The sequence below is a fragment of the Sphingomonas sp. LHG3443-2 genome (assembly GCF_049896405.1).
GTDB lineage: Bacteria > Pseudomonadota > Alphaproteobacteria > Sphingomonadales > Sphingomonadaceae > Sphingomicrobium.
In genome coordinates, this window is record NZ_JAFCUG010000001.1 from 696,336 (window position 1) to 714,508 (window position 18,173).

At 65.7% G+C, this 18,173-nt stretch carries 23 protein-coding genes; 15 read left to right on the forward strand and 8 right to left on the reverse strand.

Annotation, left to right across the window (positions count from 1 at the left end):
- Window positions 1–71: 71 nt before the first annotated feature.
- The 3 genes from rho to hemE form a co-directional block, all read right to left on the reverse strand.
- A complete protein-coding gene (gene rho, locus ACP69Z_RS03425; RefSeq protein WP_426266148.1) occupies window positions 72–1,328 on the reverse strand; it encodes a transcription termination factor Rho in 1,257 nt (418 codons plus the stop codon).
- A gap of 177 nt (window positions 1,329–1,505) precedes the next feature.
- Window positions 1,506–1,961, reverse strand: a complete 456-nt coding sequence (locus tag ACP69Z_RS03430; protein WP_426266149.1) for a CopD family protein — start codon at window positions 1,959–1,961, stop codon at window positions 1,506–1,508.
- Window positions 1,961–3,010 (reverse strand): uroporphyrinogen decarboxylase, encoded by a 1,050-nt coding sequence (gene hemE / locus ACP69Z_RS03435; protein ID WP_426266150.1) that lies wholly within the window; start codon window positions 3,008–3,010, stop codon window positions 1,961–1,963. Before hemE ends, ACP69Z_RS03430 begins: the two co-directional genes overlap by 1 nt.
- A 308-nt stretch (window positions 3,011–3,318) precedes the next feature.
- On the opposite strand from hemE, the gene ACP69Z_RS03440 reads away from it, so the two are divergent.
- From ACP69Z_RS03440 to ACP69Z_RS03485, 10 genes are all read left to right on the forward strand, one after another.
- Window positions 3,319–3,903, forward strand: a complete 585-nt coding sequence (locus ACP69Z_RS03440; RefSeq protein WP_426266151.1) for a Maf family protein — start codon at window positions 3,319–3,321, stop codon at window positions 3,901–3,903.
- A complete protein-coding gene (locus tag ACP69Z_RS03445) occupies window positions 3,900–4,775 on the forward strand; it encodes a shikimate dehydrogenase family protein (protein ID WP_426266152.1) in 876 nt (291 codons plus the stop codon). The genes ACP69Z_RS03440 and ACP69Z_RS03445 overlap by 4 nt, the downstream gene beginning before the upstream one ends.
- Window positions 4,772–5,365, forward strand: coding sequence for a dephospho-CoA kinase (coaE, locus tag ACP69Z_RS03450; RefSeq protein ID WP_426266153.1), 594 nt, complete (start codon window positions 4,772–4,774; stop codon window positions 5,363–5,365). The genes ACP69Z_RS03445 and coaE overlap by 4 nt, the downstream gene beginning before the upstream one ends.
- A gap of 8 nt (window positions 5,366–5,373) precedes the next feature.
- Window positions 5,374–6,081 (forward strand): DNA polymerase III subunit epsilon, encoded by a 708-nt coding sequence (dnaQ, locus tag ACP69Z_RS03455; protein ID WP_426266154.1) that lies wholly within the window; start codon window positions 5,374–5,376, stop codon window positions 6,079–6,081.
- 28 nt (window positions 6,082–6,109) lie between these two features.
- A complete protein-coding gene (hpf, locus tag ACP69Z_RS03460; RefSeq protein WP_426266155.1) occupies window positions 6,110–6,688 on the forward strand; it encodes a ribosome hibernation-promoting factor, HPF/YfiA family in 579 nt (192 codons plus the stop codon).
- A gap of 69 nt (window positions 6,689–6,757) precedes the next feature.
- Window positions 6,758–7,222: a PTS sugar transporter subunit IIA gene (locus ACP69Z_RS03465; RefSeq protein WP_426268035.1), complete on the forward strand. Its 465-nt coding sequence runs from the start codon at window positions 6,758–6,760 to the stop codon at window positions 7,220–7,222.
- Entirely contained in the window at window positions 7,203–7,685 is a 483-nt protein-coding gene (locus tag ACP69Z_RS03470) for a PaaI family thioesterase (RefSeq protein ID WP_426266156.1), read from the forward strand. The genes ACP69Z_RS03465 and ACP69Z_RS03470 overlap by 20 nt, the downstream gene beginning before the upstream one ends.
- Window positions 7,682–8,008, forward strand: coding sequence for a DUF1491 family protein (locus tag ACP69Z_RS03475; RefSeq protein ID WP_426266157.1), 327 nt, complete (start codon window positions 7,682–7,684; stop codon window positions 8,006–8,008). Before ACP69Z_RS03470 ends, ACP69Z_RS03475 begins: the two co-directional genes overlap by 4 nt.
- 185 nt (window positions 8,009–8,193) lie before the next feature.
- Window positions 8,194–8,856 carry a cell wall hydrolase gene (locus tag ACP69Z_RS03480; RefSeq protein ID WP_426266158.1) on the forward strand — a complete coding sequence of 221 codons (663 nt, stop codon included), beginning with the start codon at window positions 8,194–8,196 and terminating at the stop codon, window positions 8,854–8,856.
- A 69-nt stretch (window positions 8,857–8,925) separates the two neighbouring features.
- Entirely contained in the window at window positions 8,926–9,423 is a 498-nt protein-coding gene (locus ACP69Z_RS03485) for an MmcB family DNA repair protein (RefSeq protein WP_426266159.1), read from the forward strand.
- On the opposite strand, the gene ACP69Z_RS03490 is transcribed toward ACP69Z_RS03485, so the two are convergent.
- Window positions 9,420–10,022: an ankyrin repeat domain-containing protein gene (locus ACP69Z_RS03490; RefSeq protein ID WP_426266160.1), complete on the reverse strand. Its 603-nt coding sequence runs from the start codon at window positions 10,020–10,022 to the stop codon at window positions 9,420–9,422. The two genes, ACP69Z_RS03485 and ACP69Z_RS03490, sit on opposite strands and share 4 nt — an antisense overlap.
- A gap of 72 nt (window positions 10,023–10,094) precedes the next feature.
- Here ACP69Z_RS03490 and ACP69Z_RS03495 point away from each other — a divergent pair, with 72 nt between their 5' ends.
- Entirely contained in the window at window positions 10,095–10,544 is a 450-nt protein-coding gene (locus tag ACP69Z_RS03495) for a YcgN family cysteine cluster protein (protein WP_426266161.1), read from the forward strand.
- Window positions 10,534–11,226 carry a M48 family metallopeptidase gene (locus ACP69Z_RS03500; protein ID WP_426266162.1) on the forward strand — a complete coding sequence of 231 codons (693 nt, stop codon included), beginning with the start codon at window positions 10,534–10,536 and terminating at the stop codon, window positions 11,224–11,226. Before ACP69Z_RS03495 ends, ACP69Z_RS03500 begins: the two co-directional genes overlap by 11 nt.
- Here the strand turns inward: ACP69Z_RS03500 and ACP69Z_RS03505 are convergent.
- Both ACP69Z_RS03505 and msrB read right to left on the reverse strand, forming a co-directional pair.
- Window positions 11,176–13,338 (reverse strand): transglycosylase domain-containing protein, encoded by a 2,163-nt coding sequence (locus ACP69Z_RS03505; RefSeq protein WP_426266163.1) that lies wholly within the window; start codon window positions 13,336–13,338, stop codon window positions 11,176–11,178. The genes ACP69Z_RS03500 and ACP69Z_RS03505 overlap by 51 nt on opposite strands.
- Window positions 13,339–13,412: 74 nt before the next feature.
- Window positions 13,413–13,829, reverse strand: coding sequence for a peptide-methionine (R)-S-oxide reductase MsrB (gene msrB, locus ACP69Z_RS03510; protein WP_426266164.1), 417 nt, complete (start codon window positions 13,827–13,829; stop codon window positions 13,413–13,415).
- Window positions 13,830–13,931: 102 nt separating this feature from the next.
- Here msrB and ACP69Z_RS03515 point away from each other — a divergent pair, with 102 nt between their 5' ends.
- Window positions 13,932–14,453 carry a DUF4402 domain-containing protein gene (locus tag ACP69Z_RS03515; RefSeq protein ID WP_426266165.1) on the forward strand — a complete coding sequence of 174 codons (522 nt, stop codon included), beginning with the start codon at window positions 13,932–13,934 and terminating at the stop codon, window positions 14,451–14,453.
- The gene (locus ACP69Z_RS03520) at window positions 14,450–14,962 is read left to right on the forward strand and encodes a DUF4402 domain-containing protein (protein WP_426266166.1); all 513 of its coding nucleotides are present in this window, start codon (window positions 14,450–14,452) and stop codon (window positions 14,960–14,962) included. Before ACP69Z_RS03515 ends, ACP69Z_RS03520 begins: the two co-directional genes overlap by 4 nt.
- Window positions 14,963–14,965: 3 nt before the next feature.
- On the opposite strand, the gene ACP69Z_RS03525 is transcribed toward ACP69Z_RS03520, so the two are convergent.
- A complete protein-coding gene (locus ACP69Z_RS03525) occupies window positions 14,966–15,823 on the reverse strand; it encodes an SDR family oxidoreductase (RefSeq protein WP_426266167.1) in 858 nt (285 codons plus the stop codon).
- A 170-nt stretch (window positions 15,824–15,993) separates the two neighbouring features.
- Window positions 15,994–16,242, reverse strand: coding sequence for a hypothetical protein (locus ACP69Z_RS03530; protein ID WP_426266168.1), 249 nt, complete (start codon window positions 16,240–16,242; stop codon window positions 15,994–15,996).
- Between the two features lie 113 nt (window positions 16,243–16,355).
- On the opposite strand from ACP69Z_RS03530, the gene ACP69Z_RS03535 reads away from it, so the two are divergent.
- A complete protein-coding gene (locus tag ACP69Z_RS03535; RefSeq protein ID WP_426266169.1) occupies window positions 16,356–18,173 on the forward strand; it encodes an ABCB family ABC transporter ATP-binding protein/permease in 1,818 nt (605 codons plus the stop codon).

Consider the following 18,173-nt stretch of genomic DNA (forward strand, 5'->3'; position numbering starts at 1 on the left):
GAGGCAATCCGCCGCGCGGACTGCCTCGTCAAGGTTGGTCAGGCTGCTTCGCGCGAGAATGCGCGAGCGGCTTACTGGTTCATCGAAGCGAAGAAGTCTTCGTTGGACTTAGCATCGCGCATCTTGTCGAGCAGGAACTGCATCGCGTCGACGGTGCCCATCTGCATGAGGATTCGGCGCAGCACCCACATCTTGGTAAGCGTGTTCTGCGGCACCAGCAGCTCTTCCTTGCGGGTGCCGGACTTTCCAACGTCGAGCGCCGGGAAGATGCGCTTGTCGGCGACCTTGCGGTCAAGCACGATTTCGCTGTTACCGGTGCCCTTGAACTCTTCGAAGATGACCTCGTCCATCTTGGACCCGGTATCGATCAGCGCGGTGGCGATGATCGACAGCGAACCGCCTTCCTCGATGTTGCGGGCGGCACCAAAGAAGCGTTTCGGCCGCTGCAGGGCGTTGGCGTCGACACCGCCGGTCAGCACCTTGCCCGAGCTCGGCACCACGGTGTTGTAGGCGCGACCGAGGCGGGTGATCGAGTCGAGCAGGATGACGACATCCTTCTTGTGCTCGACCAGGCGCTTGGCCTTTTCGATCACCATTTCGGCGACCTGGACGTGGCGCTGCGCGGGCTCGTCGAAGGTTGAGGAGACCACCTCGCCCTTCACGCTGCGCTGCATGTCGGTGACTTCCTCCGGCCGCTCGTCGATCAGCAGGACGATCAGGAACACTTCGGGATTGTTGTCGGTGATCGCCCGCGCGATGTTCTGCAGCAGCACGGTCTTGCCGGTGCGCGGCGGCGCGACGATCAGCGCGCGCTGGCCCTTGCCGAGCGGCGAGACGATGTCGATCACCCGCGCCGACTTGTCCTTGATGGTCGGGTCAAGCGTGTCGAGCTTGAGCTTCGCGTCCGGGTAGAGCGGCGTCAGATTGTCGAAATTGACGCGGTGGCGGACGGCGTCGGGCTCGTCGAAGTTGATCGAGGTGATGCGGCTGAGCGCGAAATAACGCTCGCCGTCCTTGGGCGCGCGGATCTCGCCTTCCACCGTGTCACCGGTGCGCAGGCCGAAGCGGCGGACGAGCTGCGGCGTGACGTAGATGTCGTCGGGGCCGGCGAGATAGTTCGCCTCGGCGCTGCGGAGGAAGCCGAAGCCGTCGTTCAGCACCTCGATGGTGCCGCTCCCCATGATCTCGGCGCCGGTTTCGGCGCGGACCTTGAGGATGGAGAAAAGGAGGTCCTGTTTGCGCAGCGTCGACGCGCCCTCGATCCCCATCTCTTCGGCTTGCGCGACGAGTTGGGCGGGGGTCTTCTGCTTGAGGTCCTTGAGATGCATGTAGTGTGTTCTTTTGCTGGAGATTTTACGCAGTCGGTAGACTGAAGGCCGCGTCGAAGGAACGAGCGGTCACACCGGCGAAGGTGGACAATACGGGCCGGTGCGGCCGTATTGATAGCGGCCTATGGCGGCTCGCCTGCCAAGTCAACATGGGGAGGCGCGCTCCCCACGGCAAGATCAGAAGGGTTTAACGATCACCAGTACCACGATGATCGCGGTCATAATGCCAGGAATTTCGTTCATGATGCGCAGCGTCTTGTTCTCGAGCGGGCGGTCGCCGCGGGCGAGCTTGCGGCCATAAGCGCCGAGCCAGCCCTGGAAGCCGGACAGCAGGATTACGAACAACAGCTTGGCGTGGAACCAGCCTTCGTTCCAAGCGCCGAGATGGGTCGCAAGGGCCAGCCCGAGGAGCCACACGATCGCCATTGCGGGCCCAAGGATGATCGAGCGGGTGCGGCGCTCGCGCTCGACCCACGCGCGATCCTCGGCCGAGCCGGGGGCTGTCGCATGGTGATAGACGTAGAAGCGCGGCAGCAGGAACAGGCCGGCTATCCAGAAGATCACGAAGGTGATGTGCGCGGCCTTGACCCAGAGATAGGCGTTGCCGAGGAAACCGATGGCGTTGTCGAGCATCACGCAGCCTTTCCGAGCAGCCGGAACATCTGTTCGACATGCTCGATGGGGGTGAACTGGCCGATACCGTGACCAAGGTTGAAGACGTGCGGGCGTTCCTCGAGCGCAGAGAGCACGCGGCGGACTGCCTGTTCCAGCGCTTCGCCGCCCGCCATCAGGGCGAGGGGGTCGAGATTGCCTTGTACCGGCATGTTCGCGGGCAGGTTGGCGTGGGCCCACACCGGGTCAACCGTCTCGTCGAGGCCGAGCGCATGGACCCCGGTCTCGCGGGCATAAGCCGGTAGCTTGCCGCCGGCGCCCTTGGGAAAGCCGATGATCGTGAGCTCGGGACGCAGCGCGCGAAGCTTGGCGACGATCCGAGCGGTCGGCGCAATCACCCATCGTTCGAACTCGGACGGGGCGAGGCTGCCCGACCAACTGTCGAACAACTGCACAGCATCCACGCCAGCATCGGCCTGACCGACCAGGTAGGTGACGGTCGCGTCCTCGATCGCCGTGATGATCGCGGCGAACTTCCCCGGGTCCATGTAGGCAAGCGTGCGGGCCTCGGCCTGCTCGCGGCTCCCTTCGCCGGCGACCATGTAGGTGGCGACCGTCCAGGGCGAGCCTGCAAAGCCCAGGAACGTCGTTTGCGGGGCGAGCTGGGCCTTCACCTGCCGGACCGTCTCGTAGATGCTCTCGAGGCGCTCAGGGGCCGCCTGGAAGGCCGTCATCTCGGCGCCAGACAGGGGCGGCTTCAATCGCGGGCCTTCGCCGGCGACGAAGCTCAGCTCCTGGCCGAGCGCGTGGGGCACGATCAGGATGTCGGAAAAGAGAATGGCGGCATCGAGCGGAAAGCGGCGCAGCGGCTGCAGCGTGATCTCGGCCGCAGCGGCAGGGTCATAGACCATGTCGAGAAAGCCGCCCTTCTCGGCACGCAGCGCGCGATACTCGGGCAGGTAGCGTCCCGCCTGGCGCATCATCCAGACCGGCGGCGGATCGCGGCGCTCACCCCGGAGCACGGCCAGAAGAGGCTTGTCGGTCGTCTGTCCGCTCGGCTGGTCGGCCACCCTTATCTCTTTCTCTTTTAGATTCTTAAATAGGTAGATGGAGTCAGTTGGGCCGTCGAAGCTGGGGAATAAGCGGCCCTCCCGCGGTTGCCAACAGGTGGCCGCAAACCGCGCCTCTCGCAAGACCGGCGAGTCGCGGCCGTTGATTCCCGCAATCCACAGGTCTGTGGAGCACTTCATCCACCGTGGATAAGCGCCTTGGCGAACTTTGGCTGGGGGGCGCAACCAGGTCCGGTTGAGCTTGTCCCCGTCACCGCGCTAGGGGTTGAGGGCGATTTCTCCACAGGAACGAACATGGAACTGATGCCGTGGACCTGATCTTGGCCTCGACCTCGCCCATCCGCGGCACATTGCTGGCGAACGCGGGAGTCGCCTATGCGGCCGAGGCGCCGGGCGTCGACGAGGCGGCGATCAAGGCCGGGTTTGCAGGCGACGATGCGGCGCTGACGTTGGCGCTTGGCGAAGCAAAAGCGCGGGCGATTGCGGAGCGCCACCCAAGAGGGCTGGTCATCGGCAGCGACAGCTTGATCAGTGTCGACGGCCGCCGCTTCGACAAGCCCGCAGGTCGCGAAACCGCGGCCGAGCATCTGCGCTTCTTTTCGGGCAAGGTGATGGAGCTGACCAGCAGCGCAGCCTTGGTCGAAGGCGGCCGCACAGTGTGGAGCCACGCGGCTTGCGCACGGCTTGCCGTCCGCCCGCTTAGTGAAGCCTTCATCCAGAAGTATCTCGACGCCGACTGGCCGGAGGTCAGCTATTGTGTCGGGGTATTCCGGCTCGAGGGGCTTGGCGTGCAGTTGTTCGAGAGCATCGAAGGCGATCACTTCACCATTCTCGGCCTCCCGCTGCTACCGTTGCTCGGCGCCTTGCGGGAAAGAGGCGTGCTGACGTCGTGACGTCACGCACTCCTTATGCGGAAGTGATTGGGGACCCGATCGGCCACAGCAAGTCGCCGCTGATCCACCGCTTCTGGCTACAGAAGCTGGGGATCAAGGGCGATTACCGGGCAACCAGGGTCAGCGCGGATGAGCTCGCACCTTATTTCGACTCGCGATGCAAGGATCCGCTTTGGCGGGGCTGCAATCTTACCATGCCGCTCAAAGAAGCAGCGGTGCCCTTTGCGGCTCAACGAAGCGCAGACGTGGACAAGATCGCCGCGAGCAATTGCCTGACCCGCGGCGAAGGAAACTTGCTCCACGCCTGGAACTTCGACGTCCAAGGCGTCGCCGTTCCCTTGGCTCGCGAGACCAAAGCCACCTATTCAAACCACGTTGCGACCTACGTCCAGATCATCGGGGCTGGAGGAGCTGCCTCCGCAGCGGCATTGGGCGCCGTTCGAGCTGGCTTCAGCGACATCGATGTGTTCGCGCGCGATCCCGTCAAGGCACGCGCCTTCGCGGAGCTGCTCGGAACGCCGCATGGCCAAGCCCAGCCGCTCGAGGCACTCGGGCCCATTCGCAACCCCACCGACGGGGCGGACGAGCAGCGTTACTCGCAAGTCATCATCAACGCGACGCCGCTCGGTATGCGTGGTCGACCAGAGGTGCCGGTCGATCTCAGCGCCTATTATCCGGACACCATCGTATTCGACATGGTCTATGATCCACTCGAAACCGGCCTGCTTCGGCAGGCGCGCCACTTGGGCATGCGGACAATCGACGGGCTTGAGATGCTGATCGAGCAGGCGAGTCATGGGTTTCGGCGCTTCTTCGGGGCCGATGCCCCGCGGCAGCATGATGCGGAACTACGGAGACTCCTCTCCGCATGAAGACCCTCGCGCTCACCGGCTCCATCGGAATGGGCAAGTCGACGGTCGCGGCGATGTTCGCGGCGCGCGGTATTCCAGTCTTCGATGCGGACGCGACCGTGCGGCGGCTGCAGGGCCAAGGGGGTAAGCTGGTCCCGATCATCGAGCAGCGCTTCCCCGGCTCCACGCGCGAGGGCGCCGTTGAGCGTGAGGCGCTCTCGGCCGCCGTGTTCGGGCGCCCGGAGGAGCTCGCCGCTCTGGAAGCGATCGTCCACCCAGCGGTGCATCACGAGCGCACGCGCTTTATCGTCGAGCATGGCGATGCGCCGGCCTTGCTGTTCGACATTCCCCTGCTGTTCGAAACCGGCGGCGACCGGGTGTTCGACGAGGTCATCGTCGTTTCCGCCCCCGCTGATGTGCAGCGACAGCGGGTGCTCGCCCGACCTGGCATGACCGCCGAGAAGCTCGATCATATCCTCGCCCGCCAGCTTCCCGACGGCGAAAAGCGCGCGCGAGCGGATCATGTGATCGACACTTCGCTCAGCCTCACCGAGACCGCTGCTCAAGTCGACGAAATCCTTGCTGGACTGGGCCTGGGCCGCAGCGCATAGATTCACGCATGCGTGAAATCGTGTTCGATACCGAGACCACCGGCGTCAATCCGGCCAGCGGCGACCGCATGGTCGAGATCGGCTGTGTGGAGCTCATCAACCGCTGCCCGACCGGCCGCGAATATCACGCTTATTTCAATCCCGAACGCGCGATGCCGAGCGAGGCGGAAGCCGTGCACGGCCTCAGCAGCATCTTCCTGTCGGACAAGCCGCTGTTCGGCGCCGCGTGCGAAGAACTGCTCGACTTCATCGGCGACGCGCCGCTGATCGCGCACAACGCGGGGTTCGACTTCGGCTTCCTCAACAACGAACTGGCGCTGTGCGGGCGCGATCCCGTTTGCCTCAGCCGGATGATCTGCACCCTGGTCCTCGCCCGGTCCAAGCATCCCGGCGCCAAGCACAGCCTTGACGCGCTCTGCACCCGCTTCGGTGTCGACCGCACCGCCCGCGTCAAGCATGGCGCGCTGCTCGACGCCCAGCTTCTGGCGCAGGTCTACGTCGAACTCACCGGCGGCCGCCAGATCGGCTTGTCGCTGGTGGCCGAATTGAGCGATGGCGGACATCAGGCGGGGGATAGGACGGCAAGCATCGCATCGCCGTTGCGTGCCGTCCGCCCGGCGCGCCCCCACGCTCCTTCGCTTGACGAGTTGGCTGCCCATACCCAGTTCATTGCCAAGATGAAGGAGCCGCTCTGGGCCGCAATCGGCTCAGCTTGAGGGCTCCCCTGCACGGGAGAAGAAGGACATGGACATCAGGGTCTCAGGGCATCAGGTCGAGACCGGAGCGGCGCTCCAGAACCATGTCACCGATCGCCTCGAGGCGCTGACCGAACGTTATTTCTCCCGCGCGACCGCCGCCAACGTCACTTTCGGCAAAGGCCCGCACGATCACGGATTCACCTGCGACATCGTCGCGCCGGTGGTGAACGGGGTGGTGCTGAAGGCAAACGGCCGGGCGCAAAGCGCGCAGCAGGCGTTTGAAGGCGCTGCTGACAAGATCGAGCGGCAGCTGAAGCGCTACAAATCGCGGCTGCGTGACCGCAAGGGCGCCGACGCGACCGGCGGTCCGGGCTATGACGCAAGCGCTTCCTATACTGTCTTCGCCGCCCCGCAGGCCGAGGAGGAGGAAGCCCCCGAGCATCCGCCGGTGATCGCCGAGGCCCGTGTCGACATTCCGGAAAGCAGCGTGTCCGACGCGGTGATGATGCTCGACCTGCGCAACACCAACGCGCTGATGTTCCGCAACAGCAAGACCGGCGCTTTCAACATGGTCTATCGTCGCGACGATGGCAGCATCGGCTGGGTAGAGCCCAAGGACCGCTAGACCGAGCAAAGGCGTTGAGGCATTGGCCCGCGAGATTTCACGCCGGGGCATCAGAGTAGTTCCGTGACCATGCAGCTTGCGACCTTTCTCGATTTCGATGCGAGCCGCCCGGCGTTGGTGGCGCCGAACAAGCGTGGCCTGTTTCACGCGATCGGCCAGATCGCCGCGCAACGGCTCCAGCTCGACGTCACGGAACTGGTCGGCGCGCTGCTGGACCGCGAGCGGCTGGGCACCACCGGCTTCGGCAACGGGGTCGCCATTCCCCATGGCAAGATCGAGGGCCTGCGCCGGATCTACGGACTGGTCGCGCATCTGGCCGAGCCGATGGACTATAAGGCGATCGACGGAACGCCGGTCGACCTTGTGTTCCTGCTGCTTTCCCCGCCCGATGCGGGTGCCGATCACCTCAAGGCCTTGGCCGCGATCAGCCGTGTCGTGCGCCATGCACCGACGCTGGAGAAACTACGCGGTGCGCACACGCGCGATGCCCTTACCGCGGTGCTGATGGGGGTCGATGAGCCGCACGCTGCCTGACGCCGGCCCTCCAACGCCGAGCGGCGCAGAAGCCCATTATCGCGCGCTCGAGCAGCTGTATGCCTCGGCGCCGATCAACCTTCTGTTTCGCTCGACCTTGAGCCTGGACGAAGCGGGCCGCTCGCGGATCGACTTCACGGTGGAGCCGGCGAGCTTCCATGCTGCGGGCGCCGCGCACGGGACGCTCTATTTCAAGATGCTGGACGATGCCGCCTTTTACGCCGCGAACAGCCTCGTCAGTGATCGCTTCCTGCTCACCACCGCCTTCAACCTGCACTTCACCAAGCCGATGCACGAAGGCCCAGCCTTCGCCGAAGGGCGCTGGATCTCGGGCAAGCGGCGGGTGTTCGTTGCCGAAGCGCGGATCGTCGATTCGAGCGGCGAGGAATGCGCGCGCGGAACCGGCACCTTTCTCCGCTCGCACATCGCGCTGGCCGGGCTCGACGGCTACGCCCCGGCATGAGCGAGCCGCGACTGGCGGCGGGAGTGGAGGCCTCAACCCTGCTGGCAAGGGCACGTGATCTCGGCGGTTTCGGCACCATTCTGCGGCGCGGCGATGCCGAGCGAGGAAGCCTGATGCTGGTCCTTGCCGAGCGTGGAGAAGCACGTTTCCTGGTGCAACGGTTGCTTCAGGGCAGCGGTACCTACGAGTGGGAATCGCGCGAATTGGCCGATTCGGACTCGCTTGAGCGACAGCTTGCCAAAGCACGCGATCGTGACCCCGATCTTTGGCTGATCGAACTGGACATCCCGTCGGCGGAACAATTCATCGCTGAAATGACCTGAGTGACTTGCGCGTCGTCAAAAATGCGACGAACCGAGGAACAGCTTCTAGCGGGGTGCTCGTGCGGGTTGGTCAAACCAGCCGGCGGGCCGCGCGAGACGGGGGATCAGCCCAGGCGATGTGACGCGGCCTTTCAGGCCTGACCGAACGCGCGGACGGCTATCCACCGCACAAAGACAGGTTGTCAGTGGTTCGTCGTTTCGTCCTTATGCTTGCCGCCGCCGCGATGGGCGCCTCTTCCGTTGCTCCCGCCCAGGTCCTTCCTGCGGATGCCACGAACCAGGTTGTTGCCGCGGTTGCCAAGACGCTGAACGAACCGCTTGTCACGACTCCCCTTTCCAACGATCCCCTCGCTCCCGCCCAGGTTGCCGGCAGCGAGGAGCCCGCTCTTCCCGTCCCCGCCGATGAAGAAGAGCCGGTCGCTATTACGCGCGGCGCCAGCCTCGGTGACACCGTCGCCAAGCTGCGCCGCAGCGAGGCTGGCAGCCGCGAGCTCGAGTGCCTCGCCGCCGGCGTCTACTTCGAAAGCAAGAGCGAGCCGCTCGCCGGGCAGCTGGCGGTTGGTCAGGTGATTGCCAACCGCGCCGATAGCCGCGGTCGTTTTCCGTCCAGCTATTGCGGCGTTCTGACCCAGCGTGGTCAGTTCAGCTTCGTCCGTGGCGGCCGCTGGCCGGCGGTGAACAAGAACAGCCTGCAGTGGAAGAATGCCGTTGCGGTCGCTCGCATCGTCGATGCCGACCTGCATGACAGCAGCGTTGGCAAGGCGATGTTCTTCCACGCCCGCCGGGTCAGCCCGGGCTGGCGCCTGACCCGCGTTGCAGCGGTCGGCAACCACGTCTTCTACCGCTAAGTCCTTGCTCTGCGGCGACTTGCCGCAAGAGCCCTAGCGTCCGTTCCCGTCCTGTTCTAAGGCTCCGGTGTGTCCACCGCGCCTGAAACCTTGGTTCCCGCGTCCTGTTTCCAGGACCTTGCTCCAGTCGCGATCGAGGTGGCGCGGGGCGTCACCCGCCTGTTCTGCCGCCGCGACCTGTTCGCCATCTGCGAAGTGCCGCTGCCGAATGGACGGCGCGCGGACCTGATGGGGATCGATCCCAAGGGCAAGCTCACCATCGTCGAGATCAAGGTCAGCAAAGCTGACCTCACCGGCGATGCCAAGTGGACCGACTATCTCGACTATTGCGACCAGTTCTTCTGGGCGGTGCCGCCGACCCTCGCCGGCCTGCTCGACGAAGAACGCTTCCTGCCCGGCACTGCGGGCGTGATCGTTGCCGATCGCTACGATGCCGCAGTGGTGCGCGATGCGCCGGAGCGGCCGTTGGCACCCGCCCGGCGAAAGGCCGAAATCCTGCGCTTCGCCCGCCGCGCCGCCCGTCGGCTCAGTGCGCAGATCGACCCGACGCTCGGCTGGGGAAACTAGAGCTTCGGCCCGGCGATCTCGAACGTCTTCTTCGCCGCCTTGGCCGCGTCCATGACCCGGAGCATCTCCGGCCCGCGGCTATCCAGCTTGGCGTAATCCCGCGCGCTGCGGCCGGTGGCGTTATCGGTCTTGTCCGGATTGGCACCGCGTTCGGCCAGCAAGCGGACCAACGGCACGTTACGCTGCTGGACGGCGATGATCAGCGCCGTCTCGCCGCGGCGATTGGCACGATCGACCTGCGCGCCACGGCTGAGCAGAATGTCGGCGCCCTCGGCAAAGCCGATCCGCGCAGCCATGATCAGCGGTGTGTCGCCATCGCGATTGGCGATGTTGGCATCCGCTCCCTTGCCGAGAAGGAAACGCAGCCAGATGAGATCGCGCTGGGCGACGACGAGGTGAAGGCCAGCATCGCCCTTCTCGTCACGGTAATTGACGACGTTGGAGCCCGGCTGGGCGATCAGGTCCGATGCCTTGCCCCCGTCACGCTCGCGCACGGCCTGCAGAAAGGAGTAGCCGGGGCTGGTCGACACCTGCGCCGCGACCGGCGCGGCAAGGCTCATCAACAGCAAGGCCCCAAAGCCCAGACGCCGCTTGCTCATCGAATGTCCCACCCGTCGCTTGAAGGTAAACTCTTGATTGCGGGCGCTTAGCAGACCAAGTCTGGGCCGCCAATGAACAAGCCGACGCCTGACACGTCCCGTTGGTGGGACCAGCCCCTTGTCGCGCTCGACGCCGCGCAGTGGGAAGCGCTGTGTGATGGCTGCGGCCGCTGCTGCCTGCACAAGCTGGAAGATGCCGACACCGGCGAGCTGTTTCCGACCAACGTCGCCTGCAAGCTGCTCGACCGGAAGAACGGCCGCTGCACCGATTATGCCAGCCGCAAGAAGTGGGTGACGGATTGCGTCCAGCTGTCGAAGAACAAGCTGGAAGAGCTCGAATGGCTGCCCGGCACCTGCGCCTACAAGCTGCGCGCGTTCGGCGAGCCGCTTCCCGCCTGGCATTATCTCGAAACCGGCAGCCGCGAGAGCGTGCACGAAGCGGGCATGTCGACCCGCGGCTGGACCGTCAGTGAAGTCGATGCGGGCGAGCTCGAGTTCCATCTTACCGACCGTGATCTCTGAAGACCCCCGCCTGCCGCTGCCGGTGCGGATCAGCCGTCTGAAGCGCTCGCGGCGGCTGCGGCTCAGGGTCGATCACAACGCAAGACTGCTGAAGCTGACCATGCCGTGGCGCCATTCGGCCCGTGCGGCGCTCGACTGGGTGGCGGGCCAGCGGCCGTGGATCGACCGCCAATTGGCCGCAGCGCCCGCCGGTGCGCCGTTGCAGGACGGCGCCGTGGTGCCGGTCGAGGGAAACCTTCTCAGGATCGTGCATCAGCCCGCCGCCAGACGCGGCGTGAAGTTCGTGAAGGGCGAATTGCTGGTTGGCGGCCCTGCCGACAGCGTGCCGGCGGCGGTCGAGCGCTGGCTGCGCGCTCTCGCGCGGGAGCGGCTGAGTGCGGAAACGGCGCGGATTGCGGCTGCGGCCGGCGTGACGGTCCGCTCGGTCAGCGTGGGCGATGCGGTCAGCCGGTGGGGCAGCTGCTCCTCGTCAGGCGCGATCCGATTTAGCTGGCGGCTGATCCTCGCGCCGCCCGAGGTGTTGAGGTTTGTCGTCGCGCATGAAGTCGCGCACCGCCTGCACATGGATCATTCGCCGGCCTTCAAGGCAGCGGAGGAGCGATTGTTCGGCGGCCCCGTCGCCGCCGCGCGCTCAGAATTGCGTCGGCTCAGTCCGTCGCTGCGTGCTGTCGGCCGGAGCTAGCGGCGGCCGCTCGCGTGGTGCTGGCGGAGGAGTTGGCGCGGGAGCCGGGGTAGGAGCGCGGCGGTCGACGGGCGGCTGGCCGAAGATGCGGTCCACCTCGGTCGGCTCGGGCGGCTGACCCGGCTGCATGGTCGGCTGTACGGTGATCGGCTCGGGCGCGAGCGGATCTTCGGCCGGCGCGAAGATCGGATTGCCATTCTCGTCCACGAGGGGTTCGAGCGGAAGCTCGTTGTTCCCGATGTAGCTTTCCTCGCCCGGCTCCAGCTGCCAGTCGGGCATCGGCACGTCGGTCTGGAACTGCTCCACCGGCCGCTTGGCAACCGCGCGAACCATGAAGTCGCGGAAGGCGCGGGCCGGGGCGGTGCCGCCCTGAAGCCCGGAAATGGCCTTGGCATCGTCGCGGCCCATCCACACGCCGGTGGTGAGCCCGCTCGAAAAGCCGATGAACCAGCCGTCGCGGTTGGACTGGGTGGTGCCGGTCTTGCCCGCGACCGGGCGACCGATCTGCGCCGCGCGGCCGGTGCCGCTCATCACCGCGGTCTGGAGGAGGTCGGTCATGCCGGCCGCAACCCATGGCGCGACCAGGGTGCGATCTTCGGACGAGCTGTGGCGGTACAGCAGCCGCCCGTCGGCGCTGGTCACCCGGGTGATGGCATAAGGGCTGACCGAAATGCCGCGGTTCGCGACCGCTGCATAGGCGCGGGTCATGTCGATCAACCGCACATCGGCGGTGCCCAGCACCATCGAGGGATAGGTCGAGATGGGCGAGGTGATCCCGAACCGGCGGGCCATGTCGGCGATGGTGCCGAAGCCTAGCTCCGCGCCGATCTTGGCGCTGATCGTGTTGATCGAGCGGGCAAAGGCCTCGCGCAGGGACACCGGGCCAAGGAAGCTGCGGGTTGAGTTCCGCGGCCGCCAGCCTTCGACATCCACCGGCTCGTCGATCAGGGTGGTGGTCGGCTTCATGCCGCTCTCGAGCGCGGCTAGATAGACGAACAGCTTGAACGCCGAGCCCGGTTGCCGCTGCGCCTGGGTCGCGCGGTTGTAGATGCTCGACACGTAATCGCGCCCGCCGATCATCGCCCGCACCGCCCCGTCGCGGTCCAGCGCGACCAGCGCACCCTGGGCACCGCCGGGCGTATTGGCATTGATCGCGCGGTCGCCGGCGGTCTGCATGGTGGTGTCGAGCGTGGTCCAGACTTCGATCGGCTCGCTGGTTTCGTCGATCAGGGTATCGAGCTGCGGCAGCGCCCAATCGGTGAAATAGCGGACGCTATTCTGCTTGGTGCTCGGCTGCACCACGATCTCGGCGGGATCGACCATGGCCGCCGCGTCGGCGGTGACGAAGCCGTTATCGACCATCGACTTCAGCACCACGTCGGCGCGGCCGCGCGCAGCTTCGACGTCGGCGGTCGGCGAATAGTTGCTGGGCGCCTTGACCAGCCCGGCGATGATGGTCGCTTCGCCAAGGCTGAGGCGGGTCGCGCTATGGCCGAAGAAGGTCCGGCTGGCGGCATCGATGCCGTAGGCCCCGCCGCCGAAATACACCCGGTTGAGATAGAGTTCGAGGATCTGGTTCTTGCTGAACTTGGCCTCGATCGCCAGCGCCAGCACCGCTTCACGAAGCTTGCGGCCAAAGGTGCGGGTATTGGACAGGAAGATATTGCGGGCGAGCTGCTGAGTGATGGTCGACCCGCCCTGGCTCCAACGCCCCGTCTCGGCCCGAACCTTGATCGAGCGGGCCATGCCGATCGGGTCCACGCCCGGGTGATTGCGGAAGCGCTTGTCTTCCACCGCGATCATCGCCGCGCGCATGGTGCCCGGGATGTCGTCGTAGGGGATCCACTGGCCAAGGTTGGGGCCGAGCTGGACCAGCAGGCGGCCATCTGCCGAGCGGACGCGGATATTCTGACCAAGGTCACCGCGGTTCGACAGGCTCTGGTATGAGGGCAGCTGGGTGTAAGCGACGGCCACCGCGACGCCGACCGCAATCAGGCCGAGCAGCGCTGCAACCATGCCCCATTTGACCAGGCGCATGATCCAACCACCAACACCCAGGCGGGGCTGGGCGGCAGCCGGTGCGGAACGAGGACGGACGGGCTGCCTGGCCATGAGGGGAGAGGGTTAGGGTCTAAGTCGTTGGGCGGCAAGAGTTGCCGTGCAGGAACCCTCACCGCCCCCCGTGCTCATTCCTCCGGCTTGAAGTCGAGGCTGGCCGAGTTGATGCAATAGCGCAGGCCGTCCGGCCCAGGACCATCAGGGAAGACGTGGCCGAGGTGACCGGCGCACTTGGCGCAGCGCACTTCGATGCGGCGCATGCCGTAGCTGTTGTCCTCGACATTGGTGACGGCGGTGTCGTCGACCGGCGCGGTGAAGCTCGGCCAGCCGCTGCCGCTGTCATATTTGGTATCGCTCTCGAACAATGGCGCGCCGCAGCCACCGCAGACATATTCCCCTTCGGCCTTGTTGCCGAGCAGTTCGCCGGTCCAGGCCGGCTCGGTGCCATGGCGGCGAAGGATCTGGAAGCGCTCGGGACCAAGCTTGTCGAGCCATTCCTGATCGTTGTGCGGCATGTCCGTCGCAGGGGTGGGGGTGTCGCTCATCCGGTTACTCCTTTTCCTCGGAATGTGGGCATTCGGAGAGCGGCAGCAATGGTTAGCGGTGCTTTTACCAAGCTTACACCATTTCGGATGTATCCCGGCACCATGCGCTGGACCCCGGCCATTCTCGTATGTTGCCTTCTCGCTTCGGCTTCGGCTGCGGCGGGCGCATCACCATGCCGCCTGTGCGACACCGGCGAGGGAGCACTGACAACCTCCACCAGCACCGACGCCAAGCCGATGGCGCTGGAAGTCAAGACCAGCCTCGACTTCGACCGGGTGATCCTGACCGGGCCGGCGGGCGGTACTGCGACCCTGGCGCCCGATGGAGGACGACACATCAGCGGTGCCCTTGCGGCGCTGACCGGCCGCGCGATGACCGGCGAAGTGGTGATCCGGGGTGAACCCGGGCGCCAGGTCCGGGTCGAGCTTCCGCAGCGGATCGATCTCTACGGCTTCGCCGGCGGCACGCTGGCACTCACGCGGATCAGCAGCGACCTTCCTCTCATACCCCGGCTCGACACCGACGGACGTCTCCGCGTCCGCTTCGGGGGCGAGCTGTTCGTCGGCGGCGATGCCGAAGGCGAATATCGCGGCGACGTTCCCATCACGGTGGATTATCTATGAAACAGATTGCTTTCGCTTTCGGCGCCGCCCTCATGGCGTTCGCTTCCTCGCCTGTCGCCGCGCAGACCACCACGACCGGCCCCAAGGCAACGGCGACCGTCAAGGTCCAGAAGCCGCTTCAGCTCACCGCGCTGCGCGATCTCGAGTTTGGCACGGTGCTTGTCGGGGCCTTCACCGGCACTCAGAACGTGACCATTGCCACCTCGGGCCGGACCTGCGGCACGGGCTCGGGGCTGACGTGCTCGGGCACCTTCGCCACCGCACAGTTCCGCCTAGTCGGTTCCAACAACAATGTCGCGCTGATCAGCTCGCCGACCCCGACCGTCAGCCTCAGCAATGGTGCCGGCGCAACGCTGGCGCTGACGCTGAGCTTCCCCTCGAGCGTTACCATCGACAACAGCGGCAACCCGGGCCGCATCTTCGAGGTGGGCGGAAGCCTGCCCTTCACCTCCAACATGCCGGACGGGATCTACACCGGCACAATCGATATCCAGGTCGCCTACCAGTAAGCCTCAGCTCTGGGTGGTGTTGCCGCCATCCGGATGGAGCACTTGGCCCGTCATATAGCTTGCGTCGTCGCAGGCGAGGAACAGGAAGCTCGGCGCAACCTCGTTGGGCTGGCCGGGCCGGCCCATCGGGGTATCCTTGCCGAACTCGGGCATCTTCTCGGGCGGCTGGCCACCGAAGGGATTGAGCGGAGTCCAGATCGGACCTGGCGCCACGCCGTTCACGCGAATGCCCTGCTCGACGAGGTTCTTGGCGAGGCTGCGGGTGAAAGCGGTGATCGCGCCCTTGGTTGCCGAATAATCGAGCAGGATCGGAGCGCCCTTGTACATCGTCTCCGACGTGCAATTCACGATCGCGGCACCCTTCTTCAGATGCGGCATCGAGGCCTGCACCATGAAGAACATCGAGAAGATGTTGCTTTGGAAGGTGCGGCGAAGCTGCTCTTCGGTGATGTTTTCGATCTTCTCGTCGGGATGCTGTTCGCCCGCATTGTTGATCAGGATGTCGAGCTTGCCGAAGGTGTCGACGACCTGTTGCACCGCCTTGAAGCAGAAGTCCCGGTCGCCAAGGTCGCCAGGGATGCAGATCGCACGGCGGCCCTCTGCCTCGACGAACTTCTTGGTGTCGGCCGCATCTTCATGCTCGTTGAGGTAAAGGATCGCGACATCGGCACCTTCGCGCGCGAACAGCACGGCAACGGCACGGCCGATGCCGCTGTCCCCGCCAGTGACGATGGCGACCTTGTCCTTCAGACGCCCTGAACCGGCGTAGCGTGGCTGCCACTCCGGCTTGGGGTCGAGCTCATGCTCGTTGCCGGGCAGCTTCGGTTCTTCGTGGGTAGGGGGATCAAGGACGTCGGCCATGAAAGCTTACTCCTTGGCCGCGAGGCCCGCGCCTTCTTCCTCGAAGGCATCAGTCTGAGAGAGATCATCCTGCTGCCAGTCTGCAGCTGGGATGGGCGCCGTGGACGCATCACTGTGACTCGGAGTGTCGCAGTGCGGCTGCTCATGCCGCTCCCCGATTGCCATTGCGGTCAGCCCTGTTTGACGGCCAGACCACGCGGCGCCGGCTTGCGCTCTACCGCAGCCGGGCTTTTGGCCGTGCGGCAGCGCGCAACGATGGTCGGGAAGTCGAAGTCGGTGCTTCCGGCAAGCACGCCGCCGGTCGCGGCTTCGCAGGCGGCAGCGCTTTCGTATCGGGACGGCGCAATCGCGACCTGCTGGCAGGCCGCGCCGCCGTCGGCGCAACCCAGAATGGCAATGACGTAAGAAACCGGACCCATGTGCTTAACCCCGCAAGGTGACTTGGCCTGAGAACGGCGAAATAAATGCGTTGTTCCAATCGTTTCGCCGCAGGGTTTGCGCCGCCGGGGGTGCACACCTACCTTGGCTGCCGATGCCTCCCGCTCATCCTGTTTCCCCGGGCCGCGAACGAAGCGGCCTGAAAGTGCTGCTGCGCTTCCTGCCGTTTCTGTGGCCGGAAGGGCGCCGGGCGCTGAAGCTGCGCGTGGTTGTCGCGTTCCTGATGGTGGTCGCGTCGATCACGCTCACCACCATCGTGTTGCCCAAGGCATTCGGCGGTGCGGTGGACCGCATGACGGCGGGCGCGCCCGATGCCGCGTCTGTCGCGCTGGCACTGGTCGCCGCCTTTGCACTCGCCCGCTTCGGCGGCGTGCTGCTCGACAACCTGCGCAACGGCATCTTCGAGACCGTCGGTCAGGAAGCGACCCGGCAGCTGTCCGAGCAGACTTTCTCGCATCTTCACGGGCTGAGCCTGCGCTTCCACCTTGAGCGGCGGACCGGCGCGGTGACCAAGATCATCGAGCGCGGATCGAAGAGCATCGACATGATGCTCTATTTCCTGCTGTTCAACCTGGCGCCCACCATCCTTCAGCTGGCCATTGTCGCGGTGCTGTTCTGGACCGAGTTCGGGCCGGGCCTCGTCGGCGCAACAGCGGTGGCGGTGGTCGCCTATATCTGGTTCACCAAAGCGGTTACCGACTGGCGCGTGCGGCTGCGCGAGGAATGGACCAGCCACGATACCGCGACCACGGCGCGGGCGGTCGACAGCCTGCTCAACTTCGAAACCGTCAAATATTTCAACGCCGAAGCGCGAGAGCGGCGGCTGTACGGGCAGGCGGTGGAGAATCTCGCCCGCTCGACCGTCAAGATCGAGACCAGCCTTGCGGCGATGAACATCGGGCAAAGCCTGATCACCAACCTGCTGATGGGTGGGGCAATGGCCTACACCGTCTGGGGCTGGAGCCGCGGCCAGTTCACGACCGGCGACCTGGTGGTGGTGAACGCGCTGCTAACCCAGCTTTTCCGTCCGCTCGACATGCTCGGCACCGTTTATCGGACCATCCGCCAGGGCCTCACCGACATGGACGAAATGTTCCGGCTCCTCGACACGCCGGAGGAGGTGTCGGACGTTCCCGGCGCTCTGCCGCTCCACGTGGAACGTGGTCACGTCCGGTTCGAGAACGTCCGCTTCGGCTATGAGGACGGGCGTGAGATCTTGAAGGGCCTGACGCTCGACGTGCCCGCTGGGCAAACGGTCGCGGTGGTCGGGCCGAGCGGGGCGGGCAAGTCGACCCTCGCTCGCCTGCTGTTCCGATTCTACGACCCGCAGGCCGGCCGGATCACCATCGATGGGCAGGACATTGCCCGGGTCAAGCAATCCTCGCTGCGTGCGGCGATCGGGATCGTGCCGCAGGACACCGTGCTGTTCAACGACACGCTCGGCTACAACATCGCCTACGGCCGCGACGATGCGAGTGCCGAAGACGTGGCGGCGGCGGCTAGCGGGGCGGCGCTCGACGGCTTCGTCCGCGCGCTTCCGGACGGGTTCGAGAGCCGCGTCGGTGAGCGCGGCCTAAAGCTGTCGGGCGGAGAGAAGCAACGCGTCGCCATCGCCCGGACCTTGGTCAAGAACCCGCCGATCCTGATCCTCGACGAGGCGACCAGCGCCCTCGACAGCCGGACCGAGGAAGCAATCCTCGACACGCTCAGCGCCGTCTCGACCGGCCGCACCACCATCACCATTGCCCATCGGCTTTCCACCGTGGTCGACGCCGACCGCATCGTGGTGCTCGACGGCGGCCAGGTGGCGGAGGAAGGCACCCACGCCGAGTTGCTGCGCCGCGGCGGCCTCTACGCCGACATGTGGGCGCGCCAGCAAGCCGAGCAGGAGCAGGCCGAAGCCGCGGAATAG

Excerpts from the sequence above, each read along its gene's own strand:
- rho (WP_426266148.1), bottom strand. The coding sequence starts at position 1,328 with ATGCATCTCAAGGACCTCAAGCAGAAGACCCCCGCCCAACTCGTCGCG.
- ACP69Z_RS03430 (WP_426266149.1), bottom strand. The coding sequence starts at position 1,961 with ATGCTCGACAACGCCATCGGTTTCCTCGGCAACGCCTATCTCTGGGTC.
- coaE (WP_426266153.1), top strand. The coding sequence starts at position 4,772 with ATGAAGACCCTCGCGCTCACCGGCTCCATCGGAATGGGCAAGTCGACG.
- dnaQ (WP_426266154.1), top strand. The coding sequence starts at position 5,374 with ATGCGTGAAATCGTGTTCGATACCGAGACCACCGGCGTCAATCCGGCC.
- hpf (WP_426266155.1), top strand. The coding sequence starts at position 6,110 with ATGGACATCAGGGTCTCAGGGCATCAGGTCGAGACCGGAGCGGCGCTC.
- ACP69Z_RS03465 (WP_426268035.1), top strand. The coding sequence starts at position 6,758 with ATGCAGCTTGCGACCTTTCTCGATTTCGATGCGAGCCGCCCGGCGTTG.
- ACP69Z_RS03470 (WP_426266156.1), top strand. The coding sequence starts at position 7,203 with ATGAGCCGCACGCTGCCTGACGCCGGCCCTCCAACGCCGAGCGGCGCA.
- ACP69Z_RS03475 (WP_426266157.1), top strand. The coding sequence starts at position 7,682 with ATGAGCGAGCCGCGACTGGCGGCGGGAGTGGAGGCCTCAACCCTGCTG.
- ACP69Z_RS03490 (WP_426266160.1), bottom strand. The coding sequence starts at position 10,022 with ATGAGCAAGCGGCGTCTGGGCTTTGGGGCCTTGCTGTTGATGAGCCTT.
- ACP69Z_RS03495 (WP_426266161.1), top strand. The coding sequence starts at position 10,095 with ATGAACAAGCCGACGCCTGACACGTCCCGTTGGTGGGACCAGCCCCTT.
- ACP69Z_RS03505 (WP_426266163.1), bottom strand. The coding sequence starts at position 13,338 with ATGGCCAGGCAGCCCGTCCGTCCTCGTTCCGCACCGGCTGCCGCCCAG.
- msrB (WP_426266164.1), bottom strand. The coding sequence starts at position 13,829 with ATGAGCGACACCCCCACCCCTGCGACGGACATGCCGCACAACGATCAG.
- ACP69Z_RS03515 (WP_426266165.1), top strand. The coding sequence starts at position 13,932 with ATGCGCTGGACCCCGGCCATTCTCGTATGTTGCCTTCTCGCTTCGGCT.
- ACP69Z_RS03520 (WP_426266166.1), top strand. The coding sequence starts at position 14,450 with ATGAAACAGATTGCTTTCGCTTTCGGCGCCGCCCTCATGGCGTTCGCT.
- ACP69Z_RS03525 (WP_426266167.1), bottom strand. The coding sequence starts at position 15,823 with ATGGCCGACGTCCTTGATCCCCCTACCCACGAAGAACCGAAGCTGCCC.
- ACP69Z_RS03530 (WP_426266168.1), bottom strand. The coding sequence starts at position 16,242 with ATGGGTCCGGTTTCTTACGTCATTGCCATTCTGGGTTGCGCCGACGGC.
- ACP69Z_RS03535 (WP_426266169.1), top strand. The coding sequence starts at position 16,356 with ATGCCTCCCGCTCATCCTGTTTCCCCGGGCCGCGAACGAAGCGGCCTG.